24 protein-coding genes are annotated in these 26,818 nt (G+C 69.6%); 16 read left to right on the top strand and 8 right to left on the bottom strand.

What is annotated here, in order from left to right; all coding sequences use genetic code 11:
• Positions 1–98: 98 nt before the first annotated feature.
• Entirely contained in the window at positions 99–1,037 is a 939-nt protein-coding gene (locus tag BO996_RS27790) for a LysR substrate-binding domain-containing protein (protein WP_013800518.1), read from the top strand.
• Positions 1,038–1,043: 6 nt separating this feature from the next.
• On the opposite strand, the gene BO996_RS27785 is transcribed toward BO996_RS27790, so the two are convergent.
• Positions 1,044–2,099 carry an NAD(P)-dependent alcohol dehydrogenase gene (locus BO996_RS27785; protein ID WP_065347785.1) on the bottom strand — a complete coding sequence of 352 codons (1,056 nt, stop codon included), beginning with the start codon at positions 2,097–2,099 and terminating at the stop codon, positions 1,044–1,046.
• Between the two features lie 141 nt (positions 2,100–2,240).
• Between BO996_RS27785 and BO996_RS27780 the strand changes: the two genes are divergently transcribed.
• From BO996_RS27780 to BO996_RS27770, 3 genes are all read left to right on the top strand, one after another.
• Complete coding sequence (locus tag BO996_RS27780; RefSeq protein WP_013800520.1) at positions 2,241–3,134, top strand: LysR family transcriptional regulator; 894 nt, start codon at positions 2,241–2,243, stop codon at positions 3,132–3,134.
• 157 nt (positions 3,135–3,291) lie between these two features.
• A complete protein-coding gene (locus tag BO996_RS27775) occupies positions 3,292–4,755 on the top strand; it encodes a chloride channel protein (protein WP_071956911.1) in 1,464 nt (487 codons plus the stop codon).
• A 115-nt stretch (positions 4,756–4,870) separates the two neighbouring features.
• A complete protein-coding gene (locus tag BO996_RS27770) occupies positions 4,871–5,383 on the top strand; it encodes an MgtC/SapB family protein (RefSeq protein WP_012207634.1) in 513 nt (170 codons plus the stop codon).
• A gap of 176 nt (positions 5,384–5,559) precedes the next feature.
• On the opposite strand, the gene BO996_RS27765 is transcribed toward BO996_RS27770, so the two are convergent.
• From BO996_RS27765 to BO996_RS27755, 3 genes are all read right to left on the bottom strand, one after another.
• Positions 5,560–7,803, bottom strand: coding sequence for a TonB-dependent receptor (locus tag BO996_RS27765; RefSeq protein ID WP_071956910.1), 2,244 nt, complete (start codon positions 7,801–7,803; stop codon positions 5,560–5,562).
• Between the two features lie 123 nt (positions 7,804–7,926).
• The gene (locus BO996_RS27760) at positions 7,927–8,322 is read right to left on the bottom strand and encodes a hypothetical protein (RefSeq protein ID WP_071956909.1); all 396 of its coding nucleotides are present in this window, start codon (positions 8,320–8,322) and stop codon (positions 7,927–7,929) included.
• Positions 8,323–8,349: 27 nt separating this feature from the next.
• Positions 8,350–9,012, bottom strand: a complete 663-nt coding sequence (locus tag BO996_RS27755) for an MSMEG_1061 family FMN-dependent PPOX-type flavoprotein (RefSeq protein WP_071956908.1) — start codon at positions 9,010–9,012, stop codon at positions 8,350–8,352.
• Between the two features lie 70 nt (positions 9,013–9,082).
• Between BO996_RS27755 and BO996_RS27750 the strand changes: the two genes are divergently transcribed.
• The gene (locus BO996_RS27750; RefSeq protein WP_071956907.1) at positions 9,083–9,916 is read left to right on the top strand and encodes an AraC family transcriptional regulator; all 834 of its coding nucleotides are present in this window, start codon (positions 9,083–9,085) and stop codon (positions 9,914–9,916) included.
• Positions 9,917–9,950: 34 nt separating this feature from the next.
• On the opposite strand, the gene BO996_RS27745 is transcribed toward BO996_RS27750, so the two are convergent.
• Positions 9,951–10,643, bottom strand: coding sequence for a GntR family transcriptional regulator (locus BO996_RS27745; protein WP_071957234.1), 693 nt, complete (start codon positions 10,641–10,643; stop codon positions 9,951–9,953).
• Positions 10,644–10,733: 90 nt separating this feature from the next.
• Positions 10,734–12,512: an IlvD/Edd family dehydratase gene (locus tag BO996_RS27740; protein WP_071956906.1), complete on the bottom strand. Its 1,779-nt coding sequence runs from the start codon at positions 12,510–12,512 to the stop codon at positions 10,734–10,736.
• Positions 12,513–12,715: 203 nt separating this feature from the next.
• On the opposite strand from BO996_RS27740, the gene BO996_RS27735 reads away from it, so the two are divergent.
• On the top strand, positions 12,716–13,744 hold the full coding sequence (locus BO996_RS27735; protein ID WP_071956905.1) for a Bug family tripartite tricarboxylate transporter substrate binding protein: 1,029 nt from the start codon (positions 12,716–12,718) through the stop codon (positions 13,742–13,744).
• Between the two features lie 9 nt (positions 13,745–13,753).
• Here the strand turns inward: BO996_RS27735 and BO996_RS27730 are convergent, their stop codons facing one another.
• Positions 13,754–15,022, bottom strand: coding sequence for an MFS transporter (locus BO996_RS27730; protein WP_063328454.1), 1,269 nt, complete (start codon positions 15,020–15,022; stop codon positions 13,754–13,756).
• A 181-nt stretch (positions 15,023–15,203) separates the two neighbouring features.
• Here BO996_RS27730 and BO996_RS27725 point away from each other — a divergent pair, with 181 nt between their 5' ends.
• From BO996_RS27725 to BO996_RS27695, 7 genes are all read left to right on the top strand, one after another.
• Positions 15,204–15,977 (top strand): AraC family transcriptional regulator, encoded by a 774-nt coding sequence (locus tag BO996_RS27725; protein WP_071956904.1) that lies wholly within the window; start codon positions 15,204–15,206, stop codon positions 15,975–15,977.
• A 154-nt stretch (positions 15,978–16,131) separates the two neighbouring features.
• Complete coding sequence (locus BO996_RS27720) at positions 16,132–17,073, top strand: AraC family transcriptional regulator (protein WP_016448374.1); 942 nt, start codon at positions 16,132–16,134, stop codon at positions 17,071–17,073.
• Positions 17,074–17,203: 130 nt separating this feature from the next.
• Positions 17,204–17,788 (top strand): carboxymuconolactone decarboxylase family protein, encoded by a 585-nt coding sequence (locus tag BO996_RS27715; RefSeq protein WP_016448373.1) that lies wholly within the window; start codon positions 17,204–17,206, stop codon positions 17,786–17,788.
• Positions 17,778–18,875: an acyl-CoA dehydrogenase family protein gene (locus BO996_RS27710; protein ID WP_013800534.1), complete on the top strand. Its 1,098-nt coding sequence runs from the start codon at positions 17,778–17,780 to the stop codon at positions 18,873–18,875. The genes BO996_RS27715 and BO996_RS27710 overlap by 11 nt, the downstream gene beginning before the upstream one ends.
• Positions 18,872–19,687 (top strand): ABC transporter ATP-binding protein, encoded by an 816-nt coding sequence (locus tag BO996_RS27705; protein ID WP_043821690.1) that lies wholly within the window; start codon positions 18,872–18,874, stop codon positions 19,685–19,687. Before BO996_RS27710 ends, BO996_RS27705 begins: the two co-directional genes overlap by 4 nt.
• A gap of 93 nt (positions 19,688–19,780) precedes the next feature.
• On the top strand, positions 19,781–21,022 hold the full coding sequence (locus BO996_RS27700) for an ABC transporter substrate-binding protein (protein WP_043821692.1): 1,242 nt from the start codon (positions 19,781–19,783) through the stop codon (positions 21,020–21,022).
• Positions 21,019–21,771, top strand: coding sequence for an ABC transporter permease (locus tag BO996_RS27695; protein ID WP_170962118.1), 753 nt, complete (start codon positions 21,019–21,021; stop codon positions 21,769–21,771). The genes BO996_RS27700 and BO996_RS27695 overlap by 4 nt, the downstream gene beginning before the upstream one ends.
• 21 nt (positions 21,772–21,792) lie before the next feature.
• Here the strand turns inward: BO996_RS27695 and BO996_RS27690 are convergent, their stop codons facing one another.
• Positions 21,793–22,719: a LysR family transcriptional regulator gene (locus BO996_RS27690; RefSeq protein ID WP_071956903.1), complete on the bottom strand. Its 927-nt coding sequence runs from the start codon at positions 22,717–22,719 to the stop codon at positions 21,793–21,795.
• Positions 22,720–22,884: 165 nt separating this feature from the next.
• Between BO996_RS27690 and BO996_RS27685 the strand changes: the two genes are divergently transcribed.
• Genes BO996_RS27685 through BO996_RS27675 form a run of 3 tightly spaced genes read left to right on the top strand, consistent with a single transcriptional unit; the run spans position 22,885 to position 26,786 of the window.
• Positions 22,885–23,901, top strand: a complete 1,017-nt coding sequence (locus tag BO996_RS27685) for a porin (RefSeq protein WP_071956902.1) — start codon at positions 22,885–22,887, stop codon at positions 23,899–23,901.
• 36 nt (positions 23,902–23,937) lie between these two features.
• The gene (locus tag BO996_RS27680; RefSeq protein WP_083571234.1) at positions 23,938–24,915 is read left to right on the top strand and encodes a Bug family tripartite tricarboxylate transporter substrate binding protein; all 978 of its coding nucleotides are present in this window, start codon (positions 23,938–23,940) and stop codon (positions 24,913–24,915) included.
• An 11-nt stretch (positions 24,916–24,926) separates the two neighbouring features.
• On the top strand, positions 24,927–26,786 hold the full coding sequence (locus BO996_RS27675; RefSeq protein ID WP_071956901.1) for a CocE/NonD family hydrolase: 1,860 nt from the start codon (positions 24,927–24,929) through the stop codon (positions 26,784–26,786).
• The last annotated feature ends 32 nt before the right edge of the window (positions 26,787–26,818 follow it).

The raw sequence follows: 26,818 nt of genomic DNA, 5'->3' as shown, positions 1-26,818 counted from the left end.
CGACAATTTGGCCGCTAGCATGACTGTTGCGCATGCTCGCACCGGCTTCGGGCGCGCCGTTGTGCTGCCCGCCAATGCCCGTTCAGGGTCTGTATTCCATGCGTCTGCACTCGCCTTCGATGTCCGAGCTTCATGCCTTCGCCACGGCGGCGCGGCTGGGCAGTTTTTCGCGCGCGGCGGCCGAGCTGTGCGTCACCCAGAGCGCGGTCAGCCGTGCCGTGGCACGGCTGGAGCAGCACTACGGCCTGGCGCTGATCAAGCGCAATGCGCATTCCCTGCACCTCACGCCCGTGGGCCGGGAACTGCTGGACGCCGTGCGCGAGCCGCTGGCCGCCATCGAGGAAACCAGCGCCCGCCTGCGCCTGGGCGCGGCCGACCGGCCGCTGAACCTGGCGGTGGTGCCCACCTTGGCCAGCGCCTGGCTGATTCCGCGCCTGCGCGCCTTCCAGCAGCTGCACCCCGGCATCCGCGTGAACTTCGTGCCCTACCGCAAGAGCGAGGATTTCACCGGCCCCACGCCCGACGCCGCCGTGCTCACCGGCCTGGGCCCAGAGGACTGGCCGCACTGCAGCTGCGACTACGTCATCGGCCGCGAGATGGTGCCCATCTGCCACCCGGCGCGCATGGCCCAGCGGCTGGCCCAGGGCGCCTGGCGCAAGCCCGGCGACCTGGCCACCGAGCCGCTGCTCTATCACACCACCGCCCCGGGCAACTGGACGCAGTGGCTGCGCGCGGCCGGCGCTGGCCGCAAGGCGCCCAACCTCGCCACGGCGTTCGATCAGGTGTCCATCCTGATCCAGGCCGTGATTGCGGACATGGGCCTGGCCCTGGTGCAGCGCTGCCTGGTGCGCGAGGAACTGCGGGCCGGCACCGTCGTGGTGCCTTTTGACCTGCCGGTCACGCTGCAGCGCGGCTATTTCCTGTGCGTGCCCGGCGACCGGCGGCCCCGGCCCGGCTTTGCCGAGTTCCGCCGCTGGCTGCTGGACACGGCGGCAGCCGATATCGCCGCCATGGGCATCCACCCGGCCGCCGCCTGAGACCCGTCACGGCGTCATTGCCAGCGTGGCGTTGTCGATCACGAAGCGGTACTTCACATCGCCTTGCAGCATGCGCTCGTAGGCGGCGTTGATCTCGTCGGCGCGGATCATCTCGATATCGGCCACGATGCCGTGCTCGGCGCAGAAATCCAGCATCTCCTGCGTTTCGGGAATGCCGCCGATCATGGAACCGGCCAGGCTGCGGCGCTTCATGATCAGGTTGAACACCTGGGGCGAGGGATGGGGCGTGGCCGGCGCGCCCACCAGGGCCATGGTGCCGTCGCGCTTGAGCAGGGTGAAGAAGGCATCCAGGTCATGCGGCGCGGCCACGGTGTTGAGGATGAAGTCCAGGCTCTTGGCGTGCGCCGCCATCTCGGCCGCGTTGCGCGAGACCACCACTTCGTCGGCGCCCAGGGCGCGCGCCGCCTCGCGCTTGGACTCGGAGGTGGTGAAGGCCACCACATGCGCGCCCATGGCGTGGGCCAGCTTGATGCCCATGTGGCCCAGGCCGCCAATGCCCACCACGCCCACCTTGTGGCCCGGCCCCACGCCCCAGTGGCGCAGCGGCGACCAGGTGGTGATGCCCGCGCACAGCAGCGGCGCCACGGCGGCCAGCTGCTCCTCGGGGTGGCGGATGTGCAGCACATAGCGCTCATGCACGACGATGCTCTGCGCGTAGCCGCCCAGCGTGTGGCCGGGCGCATCGGGCGTGGGGCCGTTGTAGGTGCCGACCATGTGGTCGCAATAGTTCTCCAGGCCCTCGTCGCAGTCCGCGCAATGGCGGCAGCTGTCCACGATGCAGCCCACGCCGACCAGATCGCCGGCCTTCACGCCCGAGACATGGGCGCCCACGGCCGAGACGCGGCCCACGATCTCGTGGCCCGGCACGCAGGGGTAGAGCGTGCCCGCCCACTCCGAGCGCACCTGGTGGATGTCGGAGTGGCAGACGCCGCAGAAGGCGATCTCGATCTGCACATCGTGGGCGCCCGGTGCGCGGCGCGTGATGTCCAGGGATTGCAGGGGCAGGTCGCCCGCATGGGCTCCATAGGCTTTGACGGTCATGGGATGTTCCTCGTGGGAGGCCTGGTGGGTGTGGAAAGGGATGCGGGCATTCTTGCCGCCGCCTGCCCTGCTGACTAGCTAATCAATGCTTAATGGGCTTATCAGCACAGCTAATCAATGGATGGCGCTAGGCTTGCGGCCATGGCAAGACGCAACCTCAATGACCTGCTGGCCTTCGTCACCGTGGCGCGCGAGGGCAGCTTCACGCGCGCGGCGGCTGCGCTGGGCGTCACCCAGTCGGCGCTGAGCCAGACCGTGCGCGCGCTGGAGGAGCGGCTGCAGATCCGCCTGCTCACGCGCACCACGCGCAGCGTCTCGCCCACGGCGGCGGGCGAGCGGCTGATGCAGGCCATAGGCCACCGCTTCGACGAGATCGAGGCCGAACTCGACGCCCTGACCGCGCTGCGCGACAAGCCTGGCGGCACGGTGCGCATCACCTGCGGCGACTACATGCTGCAAAGCACCCTGCTGCCCCGGCTGGCGCCGCTGCTGCTCGCCTATCCGGACATCTGCATGGAGTTCGACGTGTACTACGGATTCCGCGACATCGTGGCCGAGCGCTTCGACGCCGGCGTGCGCCTGGGCAGCACCATCGACAAGGACATGATCGCCGTGCCCATCGGCCCGCCGCTGCGCATGGCCGTGGTGTCCTCGCCCGGGTATTTCGCGGAGCACGGCATTCCGAAGAATCCGCAGGACCTGATGGCGCACCGCTGCATCAACCAGCGCATGGTGACCTCGGGCGGCCTGTATGTGTGGGAGTTCGAGCGCCGGGGCCGCAAGATGAATGTGCGCGTGGACGGGCCGCTGATCTTCAACACCACCCAGCCCCAGATCGATGCGTCCCTGGCCGGGCTGGGCATCACGCTGCTGCCCGAGGACGAGGTCATGCCCTGGATCCAGAGCGGCCAGCTGCAGCGCGTGTTGGAGGACTGGTGCCCAAGATTCGACGGCCACCACCTGTACTACCCCAGCCGCAGGCAGCCCTCGCCCGCGTTCTCGCTGGTGGTCGATGCGCTGCGCTGGCGCGGCTGAGGCGACCGGCCATCAACGCAGCGGCGAAGTAGGCATTGCCGCCGGCGACATACGCGGCCGGTCAGCTTGGGCACAATGAACGGCTTTCGCCCAGCCTCTTTCGCGGTCCTTTGACGCGACTCCTTCACGCGATTTCCTTACGCGATCTCTTCACGCGATGCAGCAAGAACCCGACTTCCTCCACAACCTGAACCAGGAATTCCGGGACGGCAGGCGCTGGCTGGACCGCACCATCGTGCTGGCCTATGCGGCCGCCGCCGGGCTGTGCGTGGTGGCCTTCACGCTGATGGCCGACGCGGGCTTTGAACTCTTCGAGAGCATCTACCACTGGCAGGGCGGCTGGGCCGTGCTGCTGTGGATGCCTGCCGTCACGGCGGGCGCCGTGTGGCTCACGCGGCGCTGGGCGCCGGGCGCGGCGGGGTCGGGCATTCCGCAGGTGATCGCCACGCTGGACCCGGCGCTGGACCCCGCGCAGCGCGGGCGCTTCGTGTCGCTGTGGCTGTCCTTCGCCAAGATGGTCCTGGCCAGCGCGGGCTTTGCGGCGGGGCTGTCGATCGGGCGCGAGGGGCCTTCGGTGCAGGTGGCCGCCGGTGTCATGCACCATGCGCGGCGCTGGTTCGGGCCGCATTCGGGCATCAGCCACCATGCGCTGCTGGTGGCCGGCGGCGCGGCCGGCATTGCGGCGGCCTTCAACGCGCCGCTGGCGGGCGTGGTCTTCGCCATCGAGGAGCTGTCGCGCAAGCTGGAGTCGCGCTCCAGCGGCCTGATCATCGCGGCCATCGTGCTGGCCGGCCTGATGGGCGTGTCGGCCTTCGGCAACCTCAGCTATTTCGGGCGCATCCAGGTGCCCCACCTGACCTGGGACGCGCTGCTGCCCGGCCTGTGCGTGACCCTGGCCTGCGGCGTGCTGGGCGGCCTGTTTGCCAAGCTGCTGGCCGCCTCGCTGACCCGCACGCCCGAGCGGCTCAACCAGCTGCGTGCACGCTTTCCCATCCGCTTCGCGGCGGCGATCGCGCTGGTGATCGCCGTCATCGGCATGGTCACGGGCGGCGCCACCTTCGGCGCGGGCTCGGAGGCCGTCAAGCACATGCTGGCGGGCCAGGCCGACGTGCCATCGTTCTACGTCACCCTGAAGTTCATCGCCACCTGGCTGTCGGCCTGGGTGGGCGTGCCGGGCGGCATCTTCGCGCCCTCGCTGTCGATTGGCGCGGGCGTGGGCCACAACGTGGCTGGCCTGATGGGCGCAGACATTGCGCCCGCCCTCATCGCCATGGGCATGGCCGCCTTCCTGGCCGCCGTGACACAGGCGCCGCTGACGGCCTTCATCATCGTGATGGAGATGGTGGACGGCCACTCCATGGTGCTCAGCCTCATGGCCGCTGCCATGCTGGCCAGCCTGGTCTCGCGCATGCTGGCCCGGCCGCTGTACGAGACGCTGGCCCAGCACATGCTGAGTCTGGTGCCTGCTCCTGCTCCCGAGCCTGCACCTGCAACTGAGCCAGTACCTGAGCCCGTACCAGCACCGGCCGCCGCGCCGGAACCGGAGCCCGCCAGCGCACCCGCCAGCACCGCAGAGCCGGCTGCACCGCCCAAGGACCAGGACAAGCCCGCAGGCGCCTGAGCCGGGCGCGCTTGGCTGACAGGCAATGGCGAAGGGCGATGGCCTGGGCGCGCTGCACGCCACGCCATGCTCGCTTCCTGAGTCCTGACGCACAACCCGAGGAAAGGAACGCGCCATGTGGGAGGAAGTAACCAGCACCCTGGCCGAGGAATTCTCCAGCCTGCCCGATGCGGCCGAGGTCACGCGCGTCATGGTGCGCCTGCTGCTGGCGGCCCTGCTGGGCGGCATCGTCGGCTACGAGCGAGAACACAAGGGCAAGGCCGCCGGCCTGCGCACCCACATGCTGGTGGCCATGGGCGCGGCGCTGTTCGTGCTGGTGCCCGAGCGCGGCGGCATGGGCATTGCCGACATGAGCCGCGTGATCCAGGGCGTGGTGGCCGGCGTGGGCTTCCTGGGCGCGGGCGCCATCATCAAGCGCCACTCAGAGGAACAGGTGCAGGGCCTGACCACGGCTGCCGGCATCTGGATGACGGCCGCCATCGGCGTGGCCTGCGGCCTGGGGCGCGAAGCCATCGCGCTGCTGGCCACGCTGCTGGCCATCGTCATCCTCGTGATGCTGCCGCACGTGGTCAGTGCGCCGCCCCCGCAGGCTGACGCGGAGCCGGATACCAAGCCGCGCGAGACTTGAGGGCGGGCTGCGGCCTGAAGCCTGGCATTCCGGTTTTGTTCGCTTTTTCCTGATGTTCGTGCCACGTGAACATGGCAAACATCACGAACGCAGCCAGTGAGGCTTGCGAGGCTCTCGCCAACTACCGATAGGCAGTCACCTGCGTGCATGGCATCTCTGGCCATGCACGCATGCCATTAGAAATCCACACTCGCACTCAGCGAGAACGTGCGCGGACCGCCCACCGTCAGGTAGCCCGAACCCGGGTAGCCGCCCACGGAGGCCCAGTAGTTGCGGTCCGTCGCGTTGTCCACGCGCAGGCGCAGCGTGAGCAGCTTGCCCTGCACTTCGGTCATGTAGCGCACGCCCAGGTCCAGGCGGTTCCATCCGGCCACGCGCAGGGTGTTGACGTCGTTGGCGTAGCTGGCGCCGGTGTGCACCAGGCGGCCGTCCAGCGCCAGGCCGTTGATGCCCGGCACATCCCATTCCACGCCCGCCGTGGCCTGGAAGCGCGGCACGCCGATGACGCGCTTGCCGTCGGTGGTGGCTCGGCCCGTGCTTTGCTGCCTGGCGTCCAGCCAGGTGGCGCCGCCCAGCAGGCGCAGGCCGCGCATGGGTTCGCCGAAGACGTTGAATTCCACGCCCTGGTGACGGTCCTTGCCGGCCGAGGTGAACAGGTTGCCGTCGATCAGCGAGCGCGGCTTGTCGGTGGAGAAGAAGGCCAGGCCGCCGCCCAGCTTGCCGCCGTCGTACTTGACGCCCACTTCCTTTTGCTTGGTCACATAGGGCGACATCTGCTGGCCCGCGTTGGCGATGATGGTGTCGCCTGACTTGGCCGGCGCCGTGTCGCCCTGGGCCAGTCCCTCGATGTAGTTGCCGTACAGCGATACCTGGGGCGTGAGCTTGAACACCGCGCCCAGCACCGGGCTGGTGCGGCTCTGGTCGTAGGCCGTGCGCACGCCGCCCTGGCTGGTGACGGCGCCGTTGCTGACGATGCGATAGCTCACCGAGTCGGTCTCTATCGTCTGGCGGCGCACGCCGGCCGTCACCAGCATGCGGCCGTCCATCAGCGACAGCGTGTCGCCCAGCGCAAAGCTGTTCAGGCGCGTGCCCCGGTTGTAGGCGGGGTTGGACAGGTCGTTGCCCAGGTAGTTGAGCGGTGTGATCGCGTAGTAGCTGGGGTTGTAGAGGTTGGTGTTCAGCACATTGCCCTGGACCGCAGACGTGCTCATGCCATAGGCGTTGTAGACCTTGAGGTCGAAGGCCGAATAGCTGGCGACGATCTCATGGCCCACATCGCCCGTCTGCAGGCGTGCGCGCACGCCCAGCTCGCCCGTGCTCACGCGGTCCTTGCGCGCGTTGTCGAAGCGGCTGGTGGTGGCCGCGCCATTGCCGGCCGCCGCCAGCGTGATGTTGGCCAGCGAGTTGTTCTCGGAGCTGCGGCGCAGGCCGTAGGCGGCCCAGGCCGTCACGTTGCTGTTGATGTCCCATTCGCCGCGCAGCGTGCCGAACAGGTCGCGCTCGTCGGAATAGGTCCAGGGCTGGGCCCAGTTGGAGGAAGCATCGGGCGCCGCAGGAATGGCGGCCAGCCCTGCGCCCGGCGTGACATTGGTGCGCGTGCGCTTGAGGCGGTTGTCCTGCCAGCCGATGTCGCCCGACAGGCGCACATTGCGGCTGCGCCAGTCCATGCCCACGGACAACAGATCGAGCTTGGAGCTTTCCTGGTCGATGGCGGTATCGCCGCCCCGGTGCGCAGCGTTCAGGCGGATGCCCGTGGCCTGGTCGGGGCCGAAGCGCCGGCTCACGTCGGCCGCCACAAAGGCCTGGCCGCCGCTGGCAATGCCTGCCGTCACGCGCGACAGCGGATCGCTGCCCGCGCGCTTGGGCAGCAGGTTGATGTTGCCGCCCAGGCCGCCGCCATTGGGGCTGGCGCCCATCAGAAAGGCCGATGCGCCGCGCAGCAGCTCCACGCGCTCGAACAGCTCGGTGGCGATGTACTGGCGCGGCAGCAGTGCATACAGGCCGTTGTAGGCCACGTCGTCCGAGCCCAGCACGAAGCCGCGCACGAAGTAGGACTCCTGGAAATTGCCGAAGCCGCGCGCCACGCGCACGGAAGGATCGTTCTGCAGCACATCGCCCACGCTCTTGGCCTGGCGGTCCTGGATCAGCTCGTTGGTGTAGCTGGTGATGGAGAACGGCGTCTCCATGTTGTCGCGCGTGCCCAGAATTCCGGCCCGCCCGCCGCGCGCCACCTGGCCGCCCGCGTAGGGCCTGGACAGGCCTTCAGCCGACGCATCGGCGCTGGCCTCGACGGTGACGGTGCCCAGCTCGGGCGCGGCCGTTGCCGTGGAAGGGGCAGGCTGGGCCCATGCGGCGCCAGCAGACAAAAGAAGGGCCAGGGCCCCGGCGATCGGGGTCAGCGTGTGGAGGGGGGAGTGCATGGAGAAAACGGGATGAGAATGCGGGATGAGAATGATTCCCAATAATTTTATCGATGCGACTCCCCCGTATGGAGCTTGTAGGGAGATGTGTCTGTTTGTGCCCACACTCCGCCTGGCCCGCCTTCACGCCTGTCCAAGCAGCTCCCACGAGCAGACCTGCGCCTCATCCTCCCCCTGCACGAACGCAACCCGCATGCCCAGCGCCTTGCCCATGCCCTGCACGGCCAGGCGCAGGGCGGCGGGCACGGCGTGGTCGCCCGTGATGACGACCATGCCCCGGCACAACTGGCGCATGCGTTCGCGGTTGCGCTTGAAGAACAGGGCGCGCTGCTTGCGTTCTTCGTGGCTTTCCTCGAGGTGGTCGCCGGGCAGGTGATCGGTGAGCAGCACGAATTGCCGGCCCTGGTCGAGCAGGGATTCCAGCTGGCCTTCGGCCGATGCGTTTTCGTTGGTGCGGGCCTCCTGCGCCGCATGCTCGCGCAGGTAGACCAGGGGAAAGTGGGTGGTGTCGAGCAGCATGGCATTTCTCCTGAAAGGGGCGGGCTGTCAGTACAGGTCGTTCCTGACCGCATGGGCGTAGTGGGCGTTGGCCTGTTCCTGTTGCGCGGCATCCATGGCGGGCGCCGTGGCATCGGCCAGCTGCGTGAGGGCGGCCATCATCTGGCCCACGGAGGGCAGGGCGGTGCGGTCCAGCTGGCTTGACGGGTTCCACAGGCCGGAGCGGTGGATGGCCTTGCCGCAGTGCAGCAGCACCTCGTCGACCAGGACCACGGTGGCGGTCTTGGGCGTGCCCCGGCCTTCGCTCAGCTCCTGCAGCAGATGGGGGTCGGTGGAGATGCGGCCGCGCCCGTTGATGCGCAGGAAGATGTCCAGTCCCGGGAACAGGAAGAGCATGGCCAGGCGGTCATCGGCCTGCAGGTTGCGCAGGGATTCGATGCGGTTGTTGCCGGGCCAGTCGGCAAAGGCCACGGTGCGCTCGTCCAGCACCTGCACAAAGCCGGGCGGCCCGCCGCGCGGCGAGGCATCCAGGCCGCGTTCGCCGGCCGTGGCCAGGCAAAAGAAGCTGGCCTGGCGCAGATAGGCCTCGTGGAAGTCGGACAGGCGGTCGCGCACGGCCTTCTGGATTCTTTCTGCCGGGGCGGCGTAGAGCGAGTCCAGGTCGATGGCCGGGCCTGGCGGGTCTGCAAGGGCGGTGTTGTCTGTGTGCATGGCACAAGCGTAAGAACAAAGGCGTTGGCGGCTGTAGACTGGATCAGCCAATAAATAGCTCAAAGACGCCATGACCGATGCCATTCTTGAACTGGTCAGCCATGTGAACCGTGCCGATGGCCCCGTGCTGATCGCGGCCGTGGGCAACCAGGACGAGGAGCTGGCCTCCGAGCCGCACCGCCACGCGCGCGGCCAGCTGTTCGGCTCGCTGCGCGGGCTGCTGTCGGTGGGCGTGGAAGACGCGGTCTGGGTGGTGCCCGCCATCCATGCCGTGTGGCTGCCGCCGCACCAGCTGCATTCGGGCCGCTCCCATGGTCCCTTCCACGGCTGGAGCGTCTATGTGGCGGAGCCGGCCTGCGCCGACCTGCCGCAGCGGCCCTGCGCCATCCGCACCTCGGGCCTGCTGCGCGAGGCCGTGCTGCGCGCCGCCGGCTGGGGATGGCAGCAAGGCGTGCCCACAACGCAGCCCGTGCAACCAGGCCCTTCGGTGGACCAGGCCCGCGCCCATGTGATGGCGGTGATCCTGGACGAGATCCGCACCCTGCCCGTGGAGCCCCTGGGCCTGCCCCTGCCCGCAGACCCGCGCCTGCAGCGCATCGCCCGCGCACTGATCGCCGACCCGGCCGATGCCCGCGACCTGGAGGCCTGGGCGCGCTGGGCAGCGGTCAGCTCGCGGACGCTGGGCCGGCGCTTTGTCTCGGAAACCGGCTTCAGCTTCACCGCCTGGCGCCAGCGCGCGCGGCTGATGCGCTCGCTGGAGATGCTGGCCGCCGGCGCGCCGGTAACGAACATCGCGCTGGACCTGGGCTACGCCACGGCCAGCGCCTTCATCGGGCTGTTCCGGCGCACGTTCGGGGAGACGCCTGCGGCGTACCGGGGGAGGCTGGGGGCGGCTCGGGACTGAGGGGCTGCACTGCCCGCCCAGCTAAGGACTTCGCCTACAACCGCTGCAACTGCGCATTCAGATACGCATCGCGCGAGGGCAGCAGGTGCTCGGCGCACAGGCGGACCAGGGCGTCACGGTCCTGGGCGCGCAGGGCTTCGATCATTTGCCAGTGTTCCTGGCGTGCGCGCTCGCGGTAGTCGGCCGAGACCAGGGAGGCGAAGCGGATGGGGTGCGTCTGGCGCGCGTATTCGGTGATGGCCTTGTGCAGCGTGTCGTTGCCCGCCAGCGCAAACAGTTCCTGGTGAAAGGCCAGGTTGATGCGGAACACCAGGCGCGCGTTGCCTTCGGCCACGGCGGCGTCGTGCTGCTGCTGGATGGAGGTCAGGCGTTCGAGCCTCTCGGCCGGCACGGGCAGGGGGATCTTGCGCGCGGCCTCGACTTCCAGCATGCCGCGCAGCTCGTACAGCTCCTGTACTTCCTGGGTGGAGAAGGAGCGAACCAGGGCGCCGACGTTCTTGCGGCGCTCGATCAAGCCCATGCGGTCCAGCGCGGCCAGGGCCTCGCGGGCGATGTGGCGCTTGACGTCGAAGCGGGCCATGAGGTCGTCTTCGACCAGGCGCTCGCGCGGGTGCAGCCGGCCGAAGACCACGTCCTCTTCCAGCGCGGCCACCATGGCGCCCAGGGCGTCGGCTGCGGGGGCGGGTTCGGCATCCAGGGAAATCAGCAGTGAGGCGGCAGCGACCATCAAGACAGGCGTTTGGGACAAAAACGCCATTTTGTCCGAACTGATGGCCTTCACTGGGCATGGCGGGCGTGCCGCGCTGCCTGGCATGGACTATTCGCGCGGGCCGGGAATGGTGCCGCGTTCGGTGGCGCAGCGCAGGAAGTCGAAGTCCACGCCCTGGTCGGCCTGGTTCACGGTGGTGAGGAAGAGCTTGCGGTAGCCGCGTTCGGCCGTGGGCTCGGTCACGGGGTGGAGCCGGGCGCGGCGGGCCAGTTCCTCGTCGCTGACCTGCAGCGTGAGCTCGCGCCGCGCCACCGACAGCGTGATGCGGTCGCCGTTGTGCACATGGGCCAGCGGGCCGCCCACGGCCGACTCCGGCGTGACGTGCAGCACGATGGTGCCGAAGGCCGTGCCGCTCATGCGCCCGTCGGAGATGCGCACGATGTCCTTGACACCCGCGCGGGCCAGCTTGCGCGGGATGGGGATGTAGCCGGCCTCGGGCATGCCGGGCGCACCCTTGGGGCCGATGTTCTTGAGCACGAGGATGTCGTCGGCCGTCACGTCCAGATCGTCGCTGTCGATGCGGCGGGCCAGGTCGGCCGCGTTCTCGAAGACCACGGCGCGGCCTTCGTGCTCCATGAGCCGGGGATGGGCGGCCGACTGCTTGATGATGGCGCCGCCCGGCGCCAGGTTGCCCTGCAGCACGGCGATGCCGCCCTGAGGGTAGATGGGGTTGGAGCGCGGGCGCACCACGTCCTGCGCAAAGCCGGGGCCGGCGCGGTCGATCTCTTCGCCCAGCGTGCGGCCGGTGACGGTGAGGGCGTCCAGGTTCAGCAGGGGCTTGAGCTCGCGCAGCAGCGTGGCCATGCCGCCCGCGTGGTGGAAGTCCTCCATGTAGTGATCGCCCGAGGGCTTGAGGTCCAGCAGCACGGGCGTGTCGCGGCCCATGCGGTCCAGGGCCTTGAGGTCGATGTCATAGCCCATGCGCCCCGCGATGGCGGCCAGGTGCACGATGCCGTTGGTGGAGCCGCCAATGGCCAGAAGCACGCGCATGGCGTTTTCGAAGGCGGCGGGCGTGAGGATTTTGTCGATGGTCAGGCGCTCGCGCGCCATGCGCACGGCCTCGGTGCCGGTCTGCTCGGCAATGCGGATGCGGTCGGCCGTGACGGCGGGGGGCGAGGCGCCGCCGGGCACGGTCATGCCCAGCGCCTCGGCAATGCAGGCCATGGTGCTGGCCGTGCCCATGACCGAGCAGGTGCCCACGCTGGCCACCAGCTGGTTGTTCACGTCGGCAATCTCTTCGGCGTCGATCTCCTCGGCGCGGAACTTGCCCCAGTAGCGGCGGCAGTCCGTGCATGCGCCCACGCGCTCGCTGCGGTGCGAGCCGGTGAGCATCGACCCGGTGATCAGCTGGATGGCCGGGATGCCCGCCGAGGCCGCGCCCATCAACTGGGCCGGCACGGTCTTGTCGCAGCCGCCGATGAGCACGACGGCATCCATGGGCTGGGCGCGGATCATCTCCTCGGTGTCCATGGACATGAGGTTGCGCAGGTACATGCTGGTCGGCGCCGAGAAGCTTTCGTGCACCGAGATGGTGGGGAAGTCCATGGGCAGGCCGCCTGCCAGCATGACGCCGCGCTTGACGGCCTCGATCAGCTGGGGTGCGTTGCCGTGGCAGGGGTTGTAGCTGCTGCCCGTGTTGGCAATGCCGATGACGGGGCGCTGCAGCGCCGAGTCCGTATAGCCCGCGCCCTTGATGAAGGCCTTGCGCAGGAACAGCGAAAAGCCGCGGTCGCCGTAGTTGGTCAGGCCCTTGGAGATGCCCGTGGCCGCATCGGCTGGGGCGATGTCATGGCCTGGAGCGCCATCGGGAGTCTTGGGGTCGGTCATGGGTGGGGTGCTTTGCAGAGGGTCTTGGCGGGGTCGGAAGGCAAGCGCTGCCTTGTCGAGGGGCAGGATAGCGGCGGATGCCGCGGATTATTATCGTCGTTATCACCTATATTATTAATAATCTATCTGACCAACCATGCAGCCGTGCCCGGCGTGCGTGCCGGGCATGTTTTTCCGACACAAGACAAAAGGAGGAGACACCCATGGTTGTTGCTGCATCCCGCATCCGTCGCATTCATGCGCCCAACCGGCGCGCCGCCCTGGCTGCGGCGCTGCTGGCCTCGCTGGCGCTGGGCTCAGGCCTGGCCACGCCCGCGCTGGCCGACGGCGCCTATCCGGCCCGGCCCATCAAGCTGGTCGTTCCCTACACGCCCGGGGGCGCCACCGACGTGATCGGGCGCGTGGTGGGGCAAAGGCTCTCGCTGGCGCTGGGCCAGCCCGTGGTGGTGGAGAACCGGGCCGGCGCGGCGGGCAACCTGGGCGCCGCGGCCGTGGCCAAGGAAAGGCCCGATGGCTATACGCTGCTGCTGGGCGCGCTGACCAGCCACTCCATCAACAGCGTGCTCATGGCGTCCACGGCAGGCTTCACCATGGACAAGAGCTTTGCGCCCATTGGCGTGGTGGGCCGCGTGCCGCTGGTGGTGACCGTGGGCCCGTCGGTGAAGTCGGCCAATTTCGCGGAGCTCATCGCGCTGGCCAAAACCAGGCCGGCCGGGCTGAACTACGGCTCCTCGGGCAATGGCTCGCCCCAGCACCTGGCGGCCGAGCTGTTCAAGCGGCAGGCGGGCGTGCCGCTGACCCATGTGCCCTACAAGGGCAGCACGCCGGCGCTCAACGATCTGATGGGCGGCCAGGTGGATGTGGTGTTCGACACCCTGCCCGCCACGCAGGGCTTCATCAAGGGTGGCCGCCTGCGCGCCCTGGCCGTGACCACGGCGCAGCGCGTGCCCTCCATTGCCGACATTCCCACCACGGCCGAGGCCGGGCTGTCGGGCTTCGAGGTGACGTCGATGTTCGGCCTGCTGGCGCCTGCGGGCACGCCCGGGCCCATCGTCGCCCGGCTCAGCGGCGCGCTCAAGGAGGTGATGGGGCAGCAGGAAGTGAAGGACGCCCTGGTCGCCCAGGGCGCCATGCCCACCTTCACCACGCCTGCCGAGGCGCGTGCCCAGATCGCCGAGGAGGTGGCGCGCTGGTCCGCCGTGATCCGGCAGGCGGGCATACAGCCGGATTGAGGCTGCGCCTCAGCGTCGTCGGGCCCGCGTTTCCGGCAGAAAGGCCGTTGCCAGCCCCAGCAGCGGCAGGTATGCCACCAGGCTGTACACCCAGACGATGCCGTGGGTGTCGGCCAGGTTGCCCATGCCGGCAGCCCCCAGGCCGCCAATGCCGAACATGAGTCCGAACATCAGCCCCGAGACCAGACCCACGCGGCCGGGCACGGCCTCCTGGGCGTAGACCACCAGCGCCGCAAAGGCCGAGGACATGACCAGGCCGATGACGATGGACAGCACGGCCGTCCAGAACAGGTCGGCATGCGGCAGCAGCAGCGCAAACGGCGCCACGCCCAGGAAGGACACCCAGATCACGGCCTTGCGCCCTATGCGGTCGCCCACCGGGCCGCCCGCGAAGGTGCCCGCCGCCACGGCCGCCAGGAAGGCGAACAGGTACAGCTGCGACTGCTGCACGGGCAGGGCAAAGCGCTCGATCAGATAGAAGGTGAAGTAGTTGGCAAAGGCCGCGATGTAGACGAACTTGGCGAACATCAGCACGCAGATCACGGTCACCGCGCGGATGACCTGCGAGCGGTTCAGCGCCGTCAGCGCATGCTGGCCGGCCGCCACCACCTTGGCCGGCGCGTGGTGCAGGCGCCAATGCGTGATGCGCAGCAGCACCCAGATGGCCAGCAGCGCCACCAGCATGAACCAGGCGATCGCATGCTGGCCAAACGGAATGACGATGGCCGCCACCATCAGCGGGCCGATGGCCGAGCCCGTGTTGCCGCCCACCTGGAAGGTCGATTGCGCCGTGCCGAAGCGCCCGCCCGAGGCCAGCCGCGCCACGCGCGAGGCCTCGGGGTGGAAGGTGGACGAGCCCACGCCGATCAGCGACGCGGCGGCCAGCAGCATGGGGTAGCTGGTGGACAGGGCCAGCAGGCCCACGCCCACCAGCGTCACCACCATGCCCAGCGGCAGCAGGTAGGGCTTGGGATGCTTGTCGGTGTACAGGCCGATCCAGGGCTGCAGCAGCGAGGCCGTGACTTGGTAGACCAGGGAGATCCAGCCGATCTGCGCGAAGCTCAGCGAGAACTCCGTCTTGAGCATGGGATAGACGGCCGGCAGCACGGCCTGGATCAGGTCGTTGAGCAGGTGGGCAAAGGCGGCGGCGCCGACGATGCGCAGCAAAAAGCCCTGCGCGGCATGGCTGGGTGCTGGATGGGCGGGCGCCGGATGGGCGTGCGTCGCAGGCGCGCCCAGCTCGCCCGGGGCGCCAAGAGTGGTGGTGTTGCTTGTCATGGAGGAAAGGGCCCCGCAGGGCGGCACGGTCAGGGTCCGGCGTTGACGAAGGTCAATGGGCCGTGGGATCGAAGATAGGCGTTTGGTGCCCGTCTGTCTCTCTCTATACTGACTTCAATTGTCGAGATCGGGACAGAGAGCCGCATAGAGCCGCATAGAACCGCACAGGACGGAAAGCCCCATGGCCGCAGAACTGCCGCGCATATACCTCAAGTACCACCAGACCGGGCGCCCCATGGCCGCCATGGAGGCCAACTGGGCGCATGGCACCAGCACGGGCTGGCACTCCCACCCGCGCGGCCAGCTGCTGTATGCGATCGAAGGCGTGATGTCCGTGCAGCTGCATTCCGGCTCCTGGCTGGTGCCGCCCAACCGGGGGCTGTGGATAGAGGCCGACGCCGAGCACGATGTGCGCATGTCGGGCGATGTGAAGATGCGCACGGCCTACATCGACGCATCGGCCTTTGCGGACCTGCCCGCGCGCACCTGCGTGGTCAATGTGTCGCCCCTGCTGCGCGAGCTGGTGGTGGCCGCCGTCGGCGTGCCGCTGGACTATGCCGAAGGCAGCCGCGACGAGCGCCTGATGCACCTGCTGGTCGATGAACTGCGCGCCGCCGAGGTCCTGCCCCTGCACCTGCCCCTGTCCACCGATGCGCGGCTGCGCCAGGTCTGCGAGGCCCTGATGCGCGAGCCTGCCGACACCGCCACCGCCGAACACTGGGCGCAGCGCCTGGGCGTGAGCGCCAAGACGCTGCAGCGCCTGTTCGTGAAGGAAACCGGCATGCCCTTCGCCCAGTGGCGCGAGCAGGCGCGGCTGATGTTCGCGTTGGGCCGCATTGCGGCGGGCGAGCGCATCATCGACATCGCCCTCGATTGCGGCTACGCCAGCCAGAGCGCGTTCACGGCCATGTTCAAAAGGCATTTCGGGGTGCCGCCTTCGGGCTTCCAGCGCTGAGGCACGACCGGACCAAGGTCGGGCCGGGCGGACTTGGATGCAGATCCAGATATCGATTGCGGCACAAGCATATGCCCAAAGATTCGTTCCCCCGCGCCTGCATCGTGGCGATACTGGCCGGCCGCATTCCCTCCACTGCCTTGCCTGTACCACCGTGCTACCCGACCCAGTCCCCGACAGCGCGGCCGAAGCGCAGGTCGATCGCGTCATCGACGGCCTGCTCAACGGCCTGCAATGGCGCGCCAGCGTGTTCCATGTGGGGCAGTACTGCGGGCGCTGGCGGGCCTCCACGGCGGGGCGCGCGCGGGCCAGCTTTCACCTGATCCTGGACGGGCGCTGCTGGCTGCACCTGCCGGGCCAGCCTTCGGTGGAGCTGCAGCCGCGCGACGGCGTGTTCCTCTCGCGCGATGTGCCGCATTTCATCTCGCCCTATGCCGACCCGGACATGGCCTGCGCCCCGCAGGCCATGCGTCCCGCCACTGGCGATGCCGGCATCGGAGAGACGGCGCTGGCCTGCGGCTTCTTCACCTTCGAGGGGCCCATGCGCGGCCTGCTGGTCGATGCCTTCCCCGACCACCTGGTGCTGCGCGGCGACGACCATGCGATGAGCGGCGCCTCCATGCTGTTCGACCTGATGCGCGCCGAGGCGCTGCGCACGGGCACCGAGCCCTCGGCCGTGATGGACCGGCTGGTGGGTCTGCTGTTCTTCTACGGCCTGCGCCAGCTCGCGCATGGCGATGCGCGGGCGCGCGGCATCTGGAGCCTGCTGCGCCGGCCGGGCTTTGCGCCGCTGGTGGCCGAGCTGCTGCGCGAGCCGGCCCGCAACTGGAGCGTGGCCGACATGGCTGCGCGCGTGTGCCTGTCGCGCGCCACGTTCTTTCGGCAGTTTGCCGAGGCCTGCGGCCAGCCGCCCCAGCAATTCCTGCTGCTGCTGCGCATGCAGCTGGCCGCGCGCCGGCTGGCCCAGGGCGAGGCGATAGGCCAGGTGGCCGAGGCCGTGGGCTACGAGTCCTATGCGGCCTTCTCGCGTGCCTTCAAGCGCGTGATGGGCGAGCAGCCCGGCGCCTGGCAGCGCGCGCAGGCACGCTGCTGCTGAGCCGCCATCCGAGCCCGCCGCATCTGCCTGCGGGTTGACACGTTCGGGCATAAATCCGCGACGCGGCGGCATTGATGGCAAGGGGGGCGCGGCCGATCATGAAGGCATTCCTTCATTCCTGCAAAGCACCATGGCACGCCTGACCCTGCACACCCCGCAAACCGCCCCTGAAGCCAGCCGCCCCTTCGTGGAGCGCGCCCTGGCCGGCAACGGATTCCTGCCCAACCTGATCGCCATCCTGGCCAACTCGCCCCAGGCGCTGGAGACCTATGTGACCGTGGGCCAGATCAACGCGCGCGCCCAGCTCACGCTGGCCGAGCGCGAGGTGGTGCAGATCACGGCGGCGCGCATCCATGGCTGCGACTTCTGCGTGGCCGGCCACACCAAGCTGGCCTTCAAGCAGGCCGGCCTGACCCAGGCCGAGGTGGTGGCGCTGCAGGACGGCCGCGACACCGGCCAGCCGCGCCTGGACGCCGTGCGCCGCTTTGCTGAAGCCGTGATCGCCACGCGCGGCGCCGTCGCCGACGAGGCCCTGGCCGCCTTCCATGCAGCAGGCCTGAGCGAGCAGCAGGCGCTGGAGGTGGTGCTGGGCATCAGCCTGGCCACGCTGTGCAACTTTGCCAACAGCCTGGCGCAAAGCCCCGTCAACCCGCAGCTGCAGCCCTATCTGCCCGAACAGTTCCGACAACCGCAGGAGAACGCACATGCTGGCTGATTCGCTGCGGCAGTGGCTGGACGCCCATGCCGACTCCCTGGACGAAGGCCCCGCGCATGCGCACGAAGTGCTGCCCCGGCTGGCGCAGCACGGCCTGTTCGGCCTGGGCGTGCCCGTGGCCGAGGGCGGGCAGGGCGGCAGCCTGGGCGATGCGCTGGAGGCCATTGCCGGCGTGGCCGGGCATTCGCTGACGGCGGGCTTCGTGTTCTGGGCGCAGCGCGCCTTTGTCGAATACCTGCTGCAGTCGCCCAACGCGGCGCTGCGCCAGCGCTGGCTGCCGGGCCTGCTGCAAGGCACGCAGGCGGGCGCCACGGGCCTGTCCAACGCCATGAAGTACCTGGGCGGCATCGAGGCCCTGCAGGTCGAGGCCACGCCCGTCGGCGCTGTCGGCGCCGACAGCGCCGACGGCCTTGCACTGCGCGGGCGCGTGCCCTGGGCCACCAACCTGGTGCCGCCGGGTCGCTTCGTGGTGGCCGTCGCCGTCTCGCGCAGCGACGGTGCAAAGCCCTTCGTGGCCGCGCTGCCCGGCGATGCGGCGGGCCTGCAGCGCAGCGCCGACCTGGACCTGATCGCGCTGCGCGGCAGCCATACGGCGGCGCTGTCCATCGAGGGGCTGCAGATCGGTCCGGCCGATGTGATCCATGCCGACGCCAACCATTTCCTGCCGCGCGTGCGGCCCGCCTTCATGGGCCTGCAGCTGGGGCTGTGCATCGGCCTGGCGCGCGCCTCGCTGGCGGCGGCCTCGGCCCGTGCCGGCGCCGGGCGCGATGTGCTGGGCGGCCCGCTGCAGCAGCAGCGCCACGCGCTGGAACTGGCCACGGCCACGCTGCATGCCGGGCTGTCCGATGGGCGTTTTCTTGACCGACCTCAAGCACTGTTCCGCCTGCGCCTGGAATTGAACGACATCGTGCAGCAGTCCCTGCAGCTGGAGCTGCACGCCAGCGGCGGGCGCGCTTATCATCGCGACCAGCCGCTGGGATTTGCGCGCCGTTGGCGCGAGGCGGCCTTCATCCCCATCGTGACGCCCAGCGTCACGCAGCTACAGGGTGCGCTGGCTGGCGCGGCCCTGGCAACCACCAGTTCATGACCCAGACGGAAGCTTTCTCCCCTGACGCTCCCGCGCCCGTGCTGCAGGCACGCGGCGCGGGCTTTGGCTATGCGCCCGGCAAGGCCGTGTTCGAGGACATCTCCCTGAGCATTGCCCCGCGCGAGATCGTCTGCCTGCTCGGCGGCAGCGGCTGCGGCAAGTCCTCGCTGCTGCGCGTGCTCGGCGGCCTCGAATCGCCGGACGGCGGCGCCTGGAGCCGGGGCGAGCTCCAGTTCCTCGGCCAGCCGCTGACCGCGCCGCATCCGCGCGCGGGCTTCGTGTTCCAGCAGCCCAGCCTGCTGCCCTGGCTGGACGCGCGGCGCAACGTGGGCTTCGGCCTGGACTTCGAGCGCCAGCCGAAGCTGGAGGCCGAGGCCCGCAGCCAGCGCGTGGAGCAGGCGCTGCAGGCCGTGGGCCTGGGCGGCAGCGGCGCGCTCTACCCCTCGCAGCTGTCGGGCGGCATGGCCCAGCGCGTGGCCCTGGCGCGCGCCTTGGCGCGCGAGCCGCAGCTGCTGCTGGCCGACGAGCCGTTCTCGGCCCTGGACGCCATCACGCGCGCCGAGATGCAGGAGCTGATGGTGGACGTGGTCCACCGCTGGCACACGGCCGCGCTGCTGGTCACGCATGACATCGACGAGGCCATCCTCGTGGGCGACCGCATCCTGCTGATGGGCGGGCGGCCCGGCCACATCGTGCGCGAATGGCGCGTGGACATAGCGCGCCCGCGCGAGGACCAGGCCGCCGCCGTGACCGCGCTGCGGCTGGACATCCTCTCGGCCCTGCACGGCGTGCGCCATGCGGCCCAGGCCTGATCCGGCTCGCCTGCCTGCCTGCCCGCCTGCCGATCCGCCTGCAGATCCGCCATTTCTTCGACTTCAACCATGCTCTTCTGAAAGGTCTTTCGCATGAGCTTCCAGGACCACCCTTCCTACACCCACATCTGCGCCTCGTCGGACTGCGGCTGCGGCCTCACGCGGCGCGACATGCTGCGCCTGGGCGCACTGGCCACGGCCTCGGTGGCCGCGCCGCTGCTGGCCGCAGGCGATGCGCGCGCCCAGGCCTTCAAGGGCGATGACCAGCCCGTGAAGATCGGCTACCTGCCCATCACCGACGCCACGCCGCTGCTGGTGGCCCACGGCAACGGCCTGTTCGAGGCCGAAGGCCTCAAGGCCGAGGCGCCGCGCCTGTTCCGCTCCTGGGCCCAGATCGTCGAGGCCTTCGTCTCGGGCCAGGTCAACGTCATCCACCTGCTCACGCCCTCCACGCTGTGGGTGCGCTACGGCGCCAAGTTCCCCGCCAAGATCGTGGCCTGGAACCACGTCAACGGCTCGGGCCTGACCGTGCTGCCCGAGATCCAGAAGGTGCAGGACCTGGGTGGCAAGACCGTGGCGATCCCGTTCTGGTACTCCATCCACAACATCCTGCTGCAGGACGTGCTGCGCAAGGCCGGCCTCACGGCCGTGACCCGCGCGCGCGGCGGCGCCATTGCGGCCAACGAGGTCAACCTCGTCGTGCTGGCACCGGCCGAAATGGTTTCGGCCCTGGCCGGCAAGTCGATTGCGGGCTTCATCGTGGCCGAGCCCTTCAACGCCGCCGCCGAGATCGCGGGCGTGGGCAAGATGCTGCGCTTCTCGGGCGATGTCTGGAAGGACCACGCCTGCTGCGTCACCTTCCTGGCCGAGCGCGATATCGTCGACAAGCCCGAATGGGCCCAGCGCGTGACCAATGCCGTGGTCAAGGCCCAGCTGTGGACGCGCGACAACCGCCTGGCCGCCGCGCGCCTGCTGTCGAGCACCGGCGAGCGCCGCTACACGCCGCATCCGCAGCAGACGCTGTCCAAGGTGCTGGCCGCCACCGACTACGCCAGCTACGAGGCCAGCGGCGTGGTCGTCAACAAGGGCTGGCACCAGCGGCGCATCGACTTCCAGCCCTATCCCTATCCCTCGTACACCGAGCAACTGGTGCGCGCCATCAAGGCCACCAAGGTCGAGGGCGACACGCGCTTCCTCGACAAGCTGGAGCCCAGGTTTGCGGCCACCGACCTGGTGGACGACCGCTTCGTGCGCAAGGCCATCCAGGCCGTGGGCGGCCCGCAGGTCTTCGGCATTCCGGCCGATTTCTCGCGCCGCGAAACCATCGTGGTGTGAGCCAGGTGTTGCGACGTATTGGATTGCCGCTGCTGGGCGCGGCCCTGGTCCTGGCCCTGTGGTGGGTGGGCGGCGCGCTGCTGGCGCGCAGCACGCCCGTGGCTGCGGCCTTCGCGCCCTGGCCTTCGCTGCAGGCGCTGGGCCAGCTGCTGACGGGCGCCGACATCTGGATGCACACCCTGCTGAGCCTGCAGCGCGTGGCCGTGGGCCTGCTGCTGGCCTTCGTGGTCGGCGTGCCGCTGGGCGTGCTGGTGGGTCTGTCGCGTGGGTTCTCGCAGGCGTTCTCGCCCGTGTTCCAGTTCCTGCGCATGATCTCGCCGCTGTCGTGGATGCCCATTGCCGTGATGGTGCTGGGCGTGGGCGACGCGCCCGTGTACTTCCTGCTGGCCTTCGCCGCCGTCTGGCCCATCCTGCTGAGCACGGCGGCCGGCGTGGCGCAGCTGGACCGCAACTGGCTGCTGCTGGCGCGCAGCCTGTCGGCCACGCGCACCGAGACCGTGCTGCGCGTGGTGCTGCCCGGCATCACGGCCCAGATCCTCACGGGCGTGCGCCTGGCCATCGGCATCATCTGGATCGTGCTGGTGCCCGCAGAAATGCTGGGCGTATCGGCCGGCCTGGGCTACTTCATCCTCGACACGCGCGACCGCCTGGCGTATTCGGAGCTGATGGCCGCCGTGGTGCTGATCGGCGCCCTGGGCTATGCGCTGGACCATGCGGCGCGCTGGCTGCACCAGCGCTGGATGCACTGAGCGGCCGGCATCACCGGGGCATCAGGCCTTCGGCATGTCGCCCACCGGGGCGGCATGCCCGGTGGCCACGATGGCCTGGACCAGCAGGGCGATCAGCGTGTCCTGCAGGGGCGACGGCACCGCCGCCTCCAGCGAGGCAATGGCCAACTGGTAGCGGATGCGCGGCCTGAACGGGCGGCTGGACAGGGCGCCGGGCTGGCAGTAGCTGGCCAGCAGGCCGTTGACCATGGACACGCCCAGGCCCTGCGCCACATGGGCGCAGGCCTCGCCCACGGAATGCACCTCCACGGCCACGCGCGGCTGCACGCGCGCATGGCGAAAGGCCATGTCGATCTCCTGGCGGATCTCGCGCTGGCGGCCCAGCAGGATCAGCGGGGCGTCCACCAGATCTGACGGCGTCACCTCGTCCAGCGCCTGCAGAGCATGGCCTTTGGGCATGATGCAGACGGCCTCGGACTCCAGGCAGGCCCGCGTGCGCAGGCCGGGCATGGTCATGGGCAGGCGCACCAGGCCGATGTCGGCGTCGCGGCTCAGCAGGGCCCGCTCGGTCTCGGTATAGGAGCCCGACAGCACTTCCAGCACCACGTCGGGATGCGTCTGCATGAACTGGTGGGCAATGGCCGGCATCAGCGAGGTGGCCAGGGTGCCGGGCACGGCCACCTTGAGCAGCCGGCGCTTGAAGCCGCCCAGCCGCAACTGCTCGGCATGGCGGCGAAAGCACTGGGCCGAATCCATGAGCACCTGGGCGTCGTGCAGCAGGGCCTCGGCCTCCTGCGTGGGCACCAGGCGGCCTTTTTCGCGGATGAAAAGCCGCAGGCCCAGGTCCTGCTCCAGCTGGGCCAGCAGGCGGCTGATGCCGGGCTGTGACAGCCCCAGGCGCTCGGCCGCACCCGTGGTGGAGCCGCTGAGCATGATGGCCTGGAAGGCTTCGAGTTGCTTGAAATTCATGGGTTGTACAGGCGGTGCTTGCATGATGGCAGCGCGGCCGGGGGCGCGCACGGCGCATCACGAATCGCATAGGGTAATACGCGTCCGTCATACCGTTGTGGTGGATGCGGGGGCTCCTGAGAATCGGCGGCGTCAGAACACGCACAACACAAGGAGCAAGATTCCATGAAGGCCCTGCCAAGCATTGCCGCCGTCTGCAGCCTGTCCATCGCGGCCCTGGGCCACCCGATTGCGCATGCGCAGGACATGCAGGTCTACGGCCAGGTCCGGCTGACCGTGAACCACCTCAAGACCGGCAATGCCGGCTCCACCATGGAAGAGCGCGACAACGCCTCGCGCCTGGGCTTTCGCGGCAAGGAGGAGCTGGGCGGCGGCCTGCAGGCGCTGTTCGGCATGGAGATGGGGCTGGATGCGGACACGGGCTCGCTGACCACGCCGGCCTTTCGCAACAGCTACGTGGCGCTGCGCGGCAGCCTGGGCACGGTGGCCCTGGGCCGGCTGGACTCGGCCAATCCCACGGGCTCGCCGCTGTACTCGCAGGTCACGGGCATCACCTCGTTCGCGGCCAATGACGCCGGGGCCACGGCCATCGGCACCTCCATGCTCAATGCGCGCAACCGCACCTCCAACTCGCTGGGCTACCAAAGCCCGTCATGGGGCGGCACGGTGTTCCGTGCGCGCTACTACCTGCGCGGCGATGCCAAGGCCCCAGGGCTGGAGGACGACGCCAGATCGCTGGACCTGGGCCTGAGCTACGCCGCAGGCCCGTGGGCGGCCGGCCTGGGCTACGCCAAGGACACGCGCGCCGGGGGCCTGCTGGCCAACGAGTTCGACAGCAAATGGCAGATGGGACTGCGCTACAGCTTTGGTGCCATCGAGCCCTATGTGCTGCTGGGCCGCGACCGCTTCAACCACAAGCCCGGCGTCTCGCGCGCCGACGTGGACTACTGGATGCTTGGCACGCGGCTGCGCCATGGCGCACACGCCGTGGTGCTCAACCTGATGCAGCGCGACGTGCAGACCTCGCTGACCGGCAAGCGCAGGCGCCAGCAGCTGGCCTATACCTATGCGCTGTCCAAGCGCACCGAACTGCAGGCCTTCGTGGACCACGACGGCGTGGACTCCAGCCGCCCCAACGTGGCCGTGCGCGCCATCGGCGCGGGCGTGCGCCATGACTTCTGACCGTCCTGCACACCCGCATCAAGAATGGAGATTCCCATGACCCACTTCCAACGCTTCCTGTCCATGGCTTTCCTGGCACTGGGCCTTGCGCTGGGCCTGGCGCCCTTGCCCGGCCATGCGGCCGAATTCCCGGAAAAGCCCGTGCGCATCGTCGTGCCGTTCCCCGCCGGTGCCGCAGCCGATGCCGCCATGCGCGTGGTGGCCCGCAAGATGTCCGAGCTGTGGCGCCAGCCCGTGGTCATCGACAACCGCCCCGGCGTGCATGGCTTCCAGCTGGTGTCTTCCGCGCCGGCCGATGGCTACACCCTGCTGCTGGGCGCGGGCTCGGGCATGGTGACGGCGCCGCTGCTGTCCAGCAAGCTGTCCTACAACCCCTCGCGCGACTTCGTGCCCGTGGGGCGGGTGCTGATCAACGTGCCCATCCTCACCACGCACCCCAGCCTCAATGTGAGCACCGTGCAGGAGCTGGTGGCGCTGGCGCGCAAGAACCCCGGCGCGCTGAACTACAGCTCCAGCGGCAACGGCACGCCAGGCCATCTGTCCATGGAAATGTTCCAGGCTGCCACGGGCACGCGCATGCTGCAGATTCCCTACAAGGGCGGCGCGCCCGCCGTCAACGAACTGGTGGGCGGCCATGTGCAGCTGGGCATCAATGCCGTGCCCAGCGTGGTGCTGCAGATCAAGGCTGGCAAGCTCACGCCGCTGGCCGTGGCCAGCGCCACGCGCTCGCGTGCCCTGCCGCAGGTGCCCACCATGGCCGAGGCGGGCGTCAAGGACTTCGAATACGACATCTGGTATGCCCTGTTCGCGCCCACCGGCACGCCGCCTGCGGTGGTGACCAAGGTCAATGCCGCGCTGGTGCGCTCGCTGCAGGACCGTGAAGTGGCCAAGTCTCTGGAGGCGCAGGGCGCCGAGCCCGCGCCCACCACGCCCCAGGAGCTGGCGCGCTTCATGCAGGAAGACACGGCGCGCTGGGCCAAGCTGGTCAAGGAACGCAACCTCAAGCTCGACTGAGCGCCAGCAGCATGAGCAACACATCAATCACTCACCTGGGCGGCGTGGTCCGCCACAGCCTCGCCGTGCCCATGCGCGACGGCGTGCGCCTGGCCACCGACCTGTATCTGCCCGAGAGCCTCGGCCCCTACCATCCCGGCCCGCTGCCCGTGCTGCTGGAGCGCACGCCCTACGGCAAGAACGAGGAAACGCGCCGCGAGCGCAGCGCGGCCAACCCCCTTCCCATGCGCCGGGGCGAGGTGGCGGCCCGCTTTGCGCGCGAAGGCTATGCCGTGGTCGTGCAGGACTGCCGGGGCCGCTTCGGCTCCGAAGGCCAGTTCACCAAATACCTGGGCGAGGCCCACGATGGCGCCGACACCCTGCAATGGATCATGGAGCAGCCCTGGTGCAACGGCAGCGCGGGCACCTACGGCCTGTCCTACGCCGCGCACACGCAGACTGCGCTGGCCACGCAAAGGCCGCCGGGCCTCAAGGCCATGTTCCTGGAATGCGGCGGCTTTGCGAATGCCTACCGGGGCGGCATACGCCACGGCGGTGCCTTCGAGCTGAAGCAGGCCGTCTGGGCCCTGCGCAATGCGCGCAGCGGCAGCAACCACCTGGAGCCCGCAGCGCGCCAGGCGCTGGAGCAGGCCGACATCGGCCAGTGGTGCCTGCGCCTGCCCTGGTCGCGCGGCGACTCGCCGCTGCAGTGGGGGCCCGAGTACGAGGACTACCTGTTCAGCCAGTGGGAGCGCGGCAGCTTTGACGACTACTGGCGCCAGCCCGAGCTGTACGCCGCCGGCCACTACGGCGCCTTCGACGGCCTGGCCGTGATGCTGATGTGCGGCTGGTGGGACCCGTATGCGCAGACCACCACGGACAACTACCTGGGCCTGTCGCGCGGCGATGGCCGGGTCCGCATGGTGCTGGGCCCCTGGACGCATGGCGAACGCAGCGTCCCGCATGCGGGCGATGTGGATTTCGGGCCCGATGCGGTGCTCGACGGCGCACTGGCCGACGACTACGTGGCCATGCGCCTGGCCTGGTTCGACCACTGGCTCAAAGGCCGGCCCATGCCCGCGCGCCAGCAAGCCGCCGTGCGCTACTTCCGCATGGGCGGCGGATCGGGCGCGCGCACGGCCCAGGGCCGGCTGGACCACGGCGGGGCCTGGCGCAGCGCCGACCACTGGCCCGTGCCCGGCACGCAGCCCACGGCCTGGCACCTGCACGCCGACGGCAGGCTTGCCCGCGAGCCCGCGCCGCAGCCCGGTGTGCGCAGCTACCGCTTCGACCCGGCCTGCCCCGTGCCCACCCTGGGCGGCTCCATCACCTCGGGCGAGCCGCTGATGTTCGCGGGTGCCTACGACCAGGTCACGCACGAGAGCACCTTCGCCGCCCGCCCACCCTACGGCCCGCTGGCCGCGCGCGGCGACGTGCTGGTGTTCCAGACCGAGCCGCTGCAGCAAGACCTGGAGGTCACGGGCACCATCACCATCGAGTTGCAGGTGTCCTCGTCCGCGCCCGACACGGACTTCACCGCCAAGCTCATCGACCAGTACCCGCCCAGCGCCGACCATCCGCAGGGCTATGCGATGAACATCACCGACGGCATCCTGCGCTGCCGCTACCGCAACTCATGGGAGCAGCCCGAGCTGATGACGCCCGGCGAGGTGGTCTCCATCACCATCGAGCCCATGCCCACCTCCAACCTGTTCCGCAAGGGCCACCGCATCCGCCTGGACATCTCCAGCAGCAACTTCCCGCGCTTCGACGTGAACCCCAACACCGGCGCGCCCGAGGGCAGTGCGGGGCCAAGGCAGGTGGCGGTCAACAGCGTGCATCTGGGCGGCTGCCATGCCTCGCGCATCGTGCTGCCGGTGGTGGCGGTCTAGTCGGGGAACACGCGCGTTTGGCAGTCTGGCAT

It is taken from the genome of Delftia sp. HK171 (assembly GCF_001886655.1).
GTDB lineage: Bacteria > Pseudomonadota > Gammaproteobacteria > Burkholderiales > Burkholderiaceae_C > Comamonas > Comamonas acidovorans.
This window is presented reverse-complemented; position numbering and strand designations above follow the sequence as displayed.

Coding starts and splice junctions, on each gene's coding strand:
- BO996_RS27790 (WP_013800518.1), top strand. CDS start 99: ATGCGTCTGCACTCGCCTTCGATGTCCGAGCTTCATGCCTTCGCCACG.
- BO996_RS27785 (WP_065347785.1), bottom strand. CDS start 2,099: ATGACCGTCAAAGCCTATGGAGCCCATGCGGGCGACCTGCCCCTGCAA.
- BO996_RS27780 (WP_013800520.1), top strand. CDS start 2,241: ATGGCAAGACGCAACCTCAATGACCTGCTGGCCTTCGTCACCGTGGCG.
- BO996_RS27775 (WP_071956911.1), top strand. CDS start 3,292: ATGCAGCAAGAACCCGACTTCCTCCACAACCTGAACCAGGAATTCCGG.
- BO996_RS27770 (WP_012207634.1), top strand. CDS start 4,871: ATGTGGGAGGAAGTAACCAGCACCCTGGCCGAGGAATTCTCCAGCCTG.
- BO996_RS27765 (WP_071956910.1), bottom strand. CDS start 7,803: ATGCACTCCCCCCTCCACACGCTGACCCCGATCGCCGGGGCCCTGGCC.
- BO996_RS27760 (WP_071956909.1), bottom strand. CDS start 8,322: ATGCTGCTCGACACCACCCACTTTCCCCTGGTCTACCTGCGCGAGCAT.
- BO996_RS27755 (WP_071956908.1), bottom strand. CDS start 9,012: ATGCACACAGACAACACCGCCCTTGCAGACCCGCCAGGCCCGGCCATC.
- BO996_RS27750 (WP_071956907.1), top strand. CDS start 9,083: ATGACCGATGCCATTCTTGAACTGGTCAGCCATGTGAACCGTGCCGAT.
- BO996_RS27745 (WP_071957234.1), bottom strand. CDS start 10,643: ATGGTCGCTGCCGCCTCACTGCTGATTTCCCTGGATGCCGAACCCGCC.
- BO996_RS27740 (WP_071956906.1), bottom strand. CDS start 12,512: ATGACCGACCCCAAGACTCCCGATGGCGCTCCAGGCCATGACATCGCC.
- BO996_RS27735 (WP_071956905.1), top strand. CDS start 12,716: ATGGTTGTTGCTGCATCCCGCATCCGTCGCATTCATGCGCCCAACCGG.
- BO996_RS27730 (WP_063328454.1), bottom strand. CDS start 15,022: ATGACAAGCAACACCACCACTCTTGGCGCCCCGGGCGAGCTGGGCGCG.
- BO996_RS27725 (WP_071956904.1), top strand. CDS start 15,204: ATGGCCGCAGAACTGCCGCGCATATACCTCAAGTACCACCAGACCGGG.
- BO996_RS27715 (WP_016448373.1), top strand. CDS start 17,204: ATGGCACGCCTGACCCTGCACACCCCGCAAACCGCCCCTGAAGCCAGC.
- BO996_RS27710 (WP_013800534.1), top strand. CDS start 17,778: ATGCTGGCTGATTCGCTGCGGCAGTGGCTGGACGCCCATGCCGACTCC.
- BO996_RS27705 (WP_043821690.1), top strand. CDS start 18,872: ATGACCCAGACGGAAGCTTTCTCCCCTGACGCTCCCGCGCCCGTGCTG.
- BO996_RS27700 (WP_043821692.1), top strand. CDS start 19,781: ATGAGCTTCCAGGACCACCCTTCCTACACCCACATCTGCGCCTCGTCG.
- BO996_RS27690 (WP_071956903.1), bottom strand. CDS start 22,719: ATGAATTTCAAGCAACTCGAAGCCTTCCAGGCCATCATGCTCAGCGGC.
- BO996_RS27685 (WP_071956902.1), top strand. CDS start 22,885: ATGAAGGCCCTGCCAAGCATTGCCGCCGTCTGCAGCCTGTCCATCGCG.
- BO996_RS27680 (WP_083571234.1), top strand. CDS start 23,938: ATGACCCACTTCCAACGCTTCCTGTCCATGGCTTTCCTGGCACTGGGC.
- BO996_RS27675 (WP_071956901.1), top strand. CDS start 24,927: ATGAGCAACACATCAATCACTCACCTGGGCGGCGTGGTCCGCCACAGC.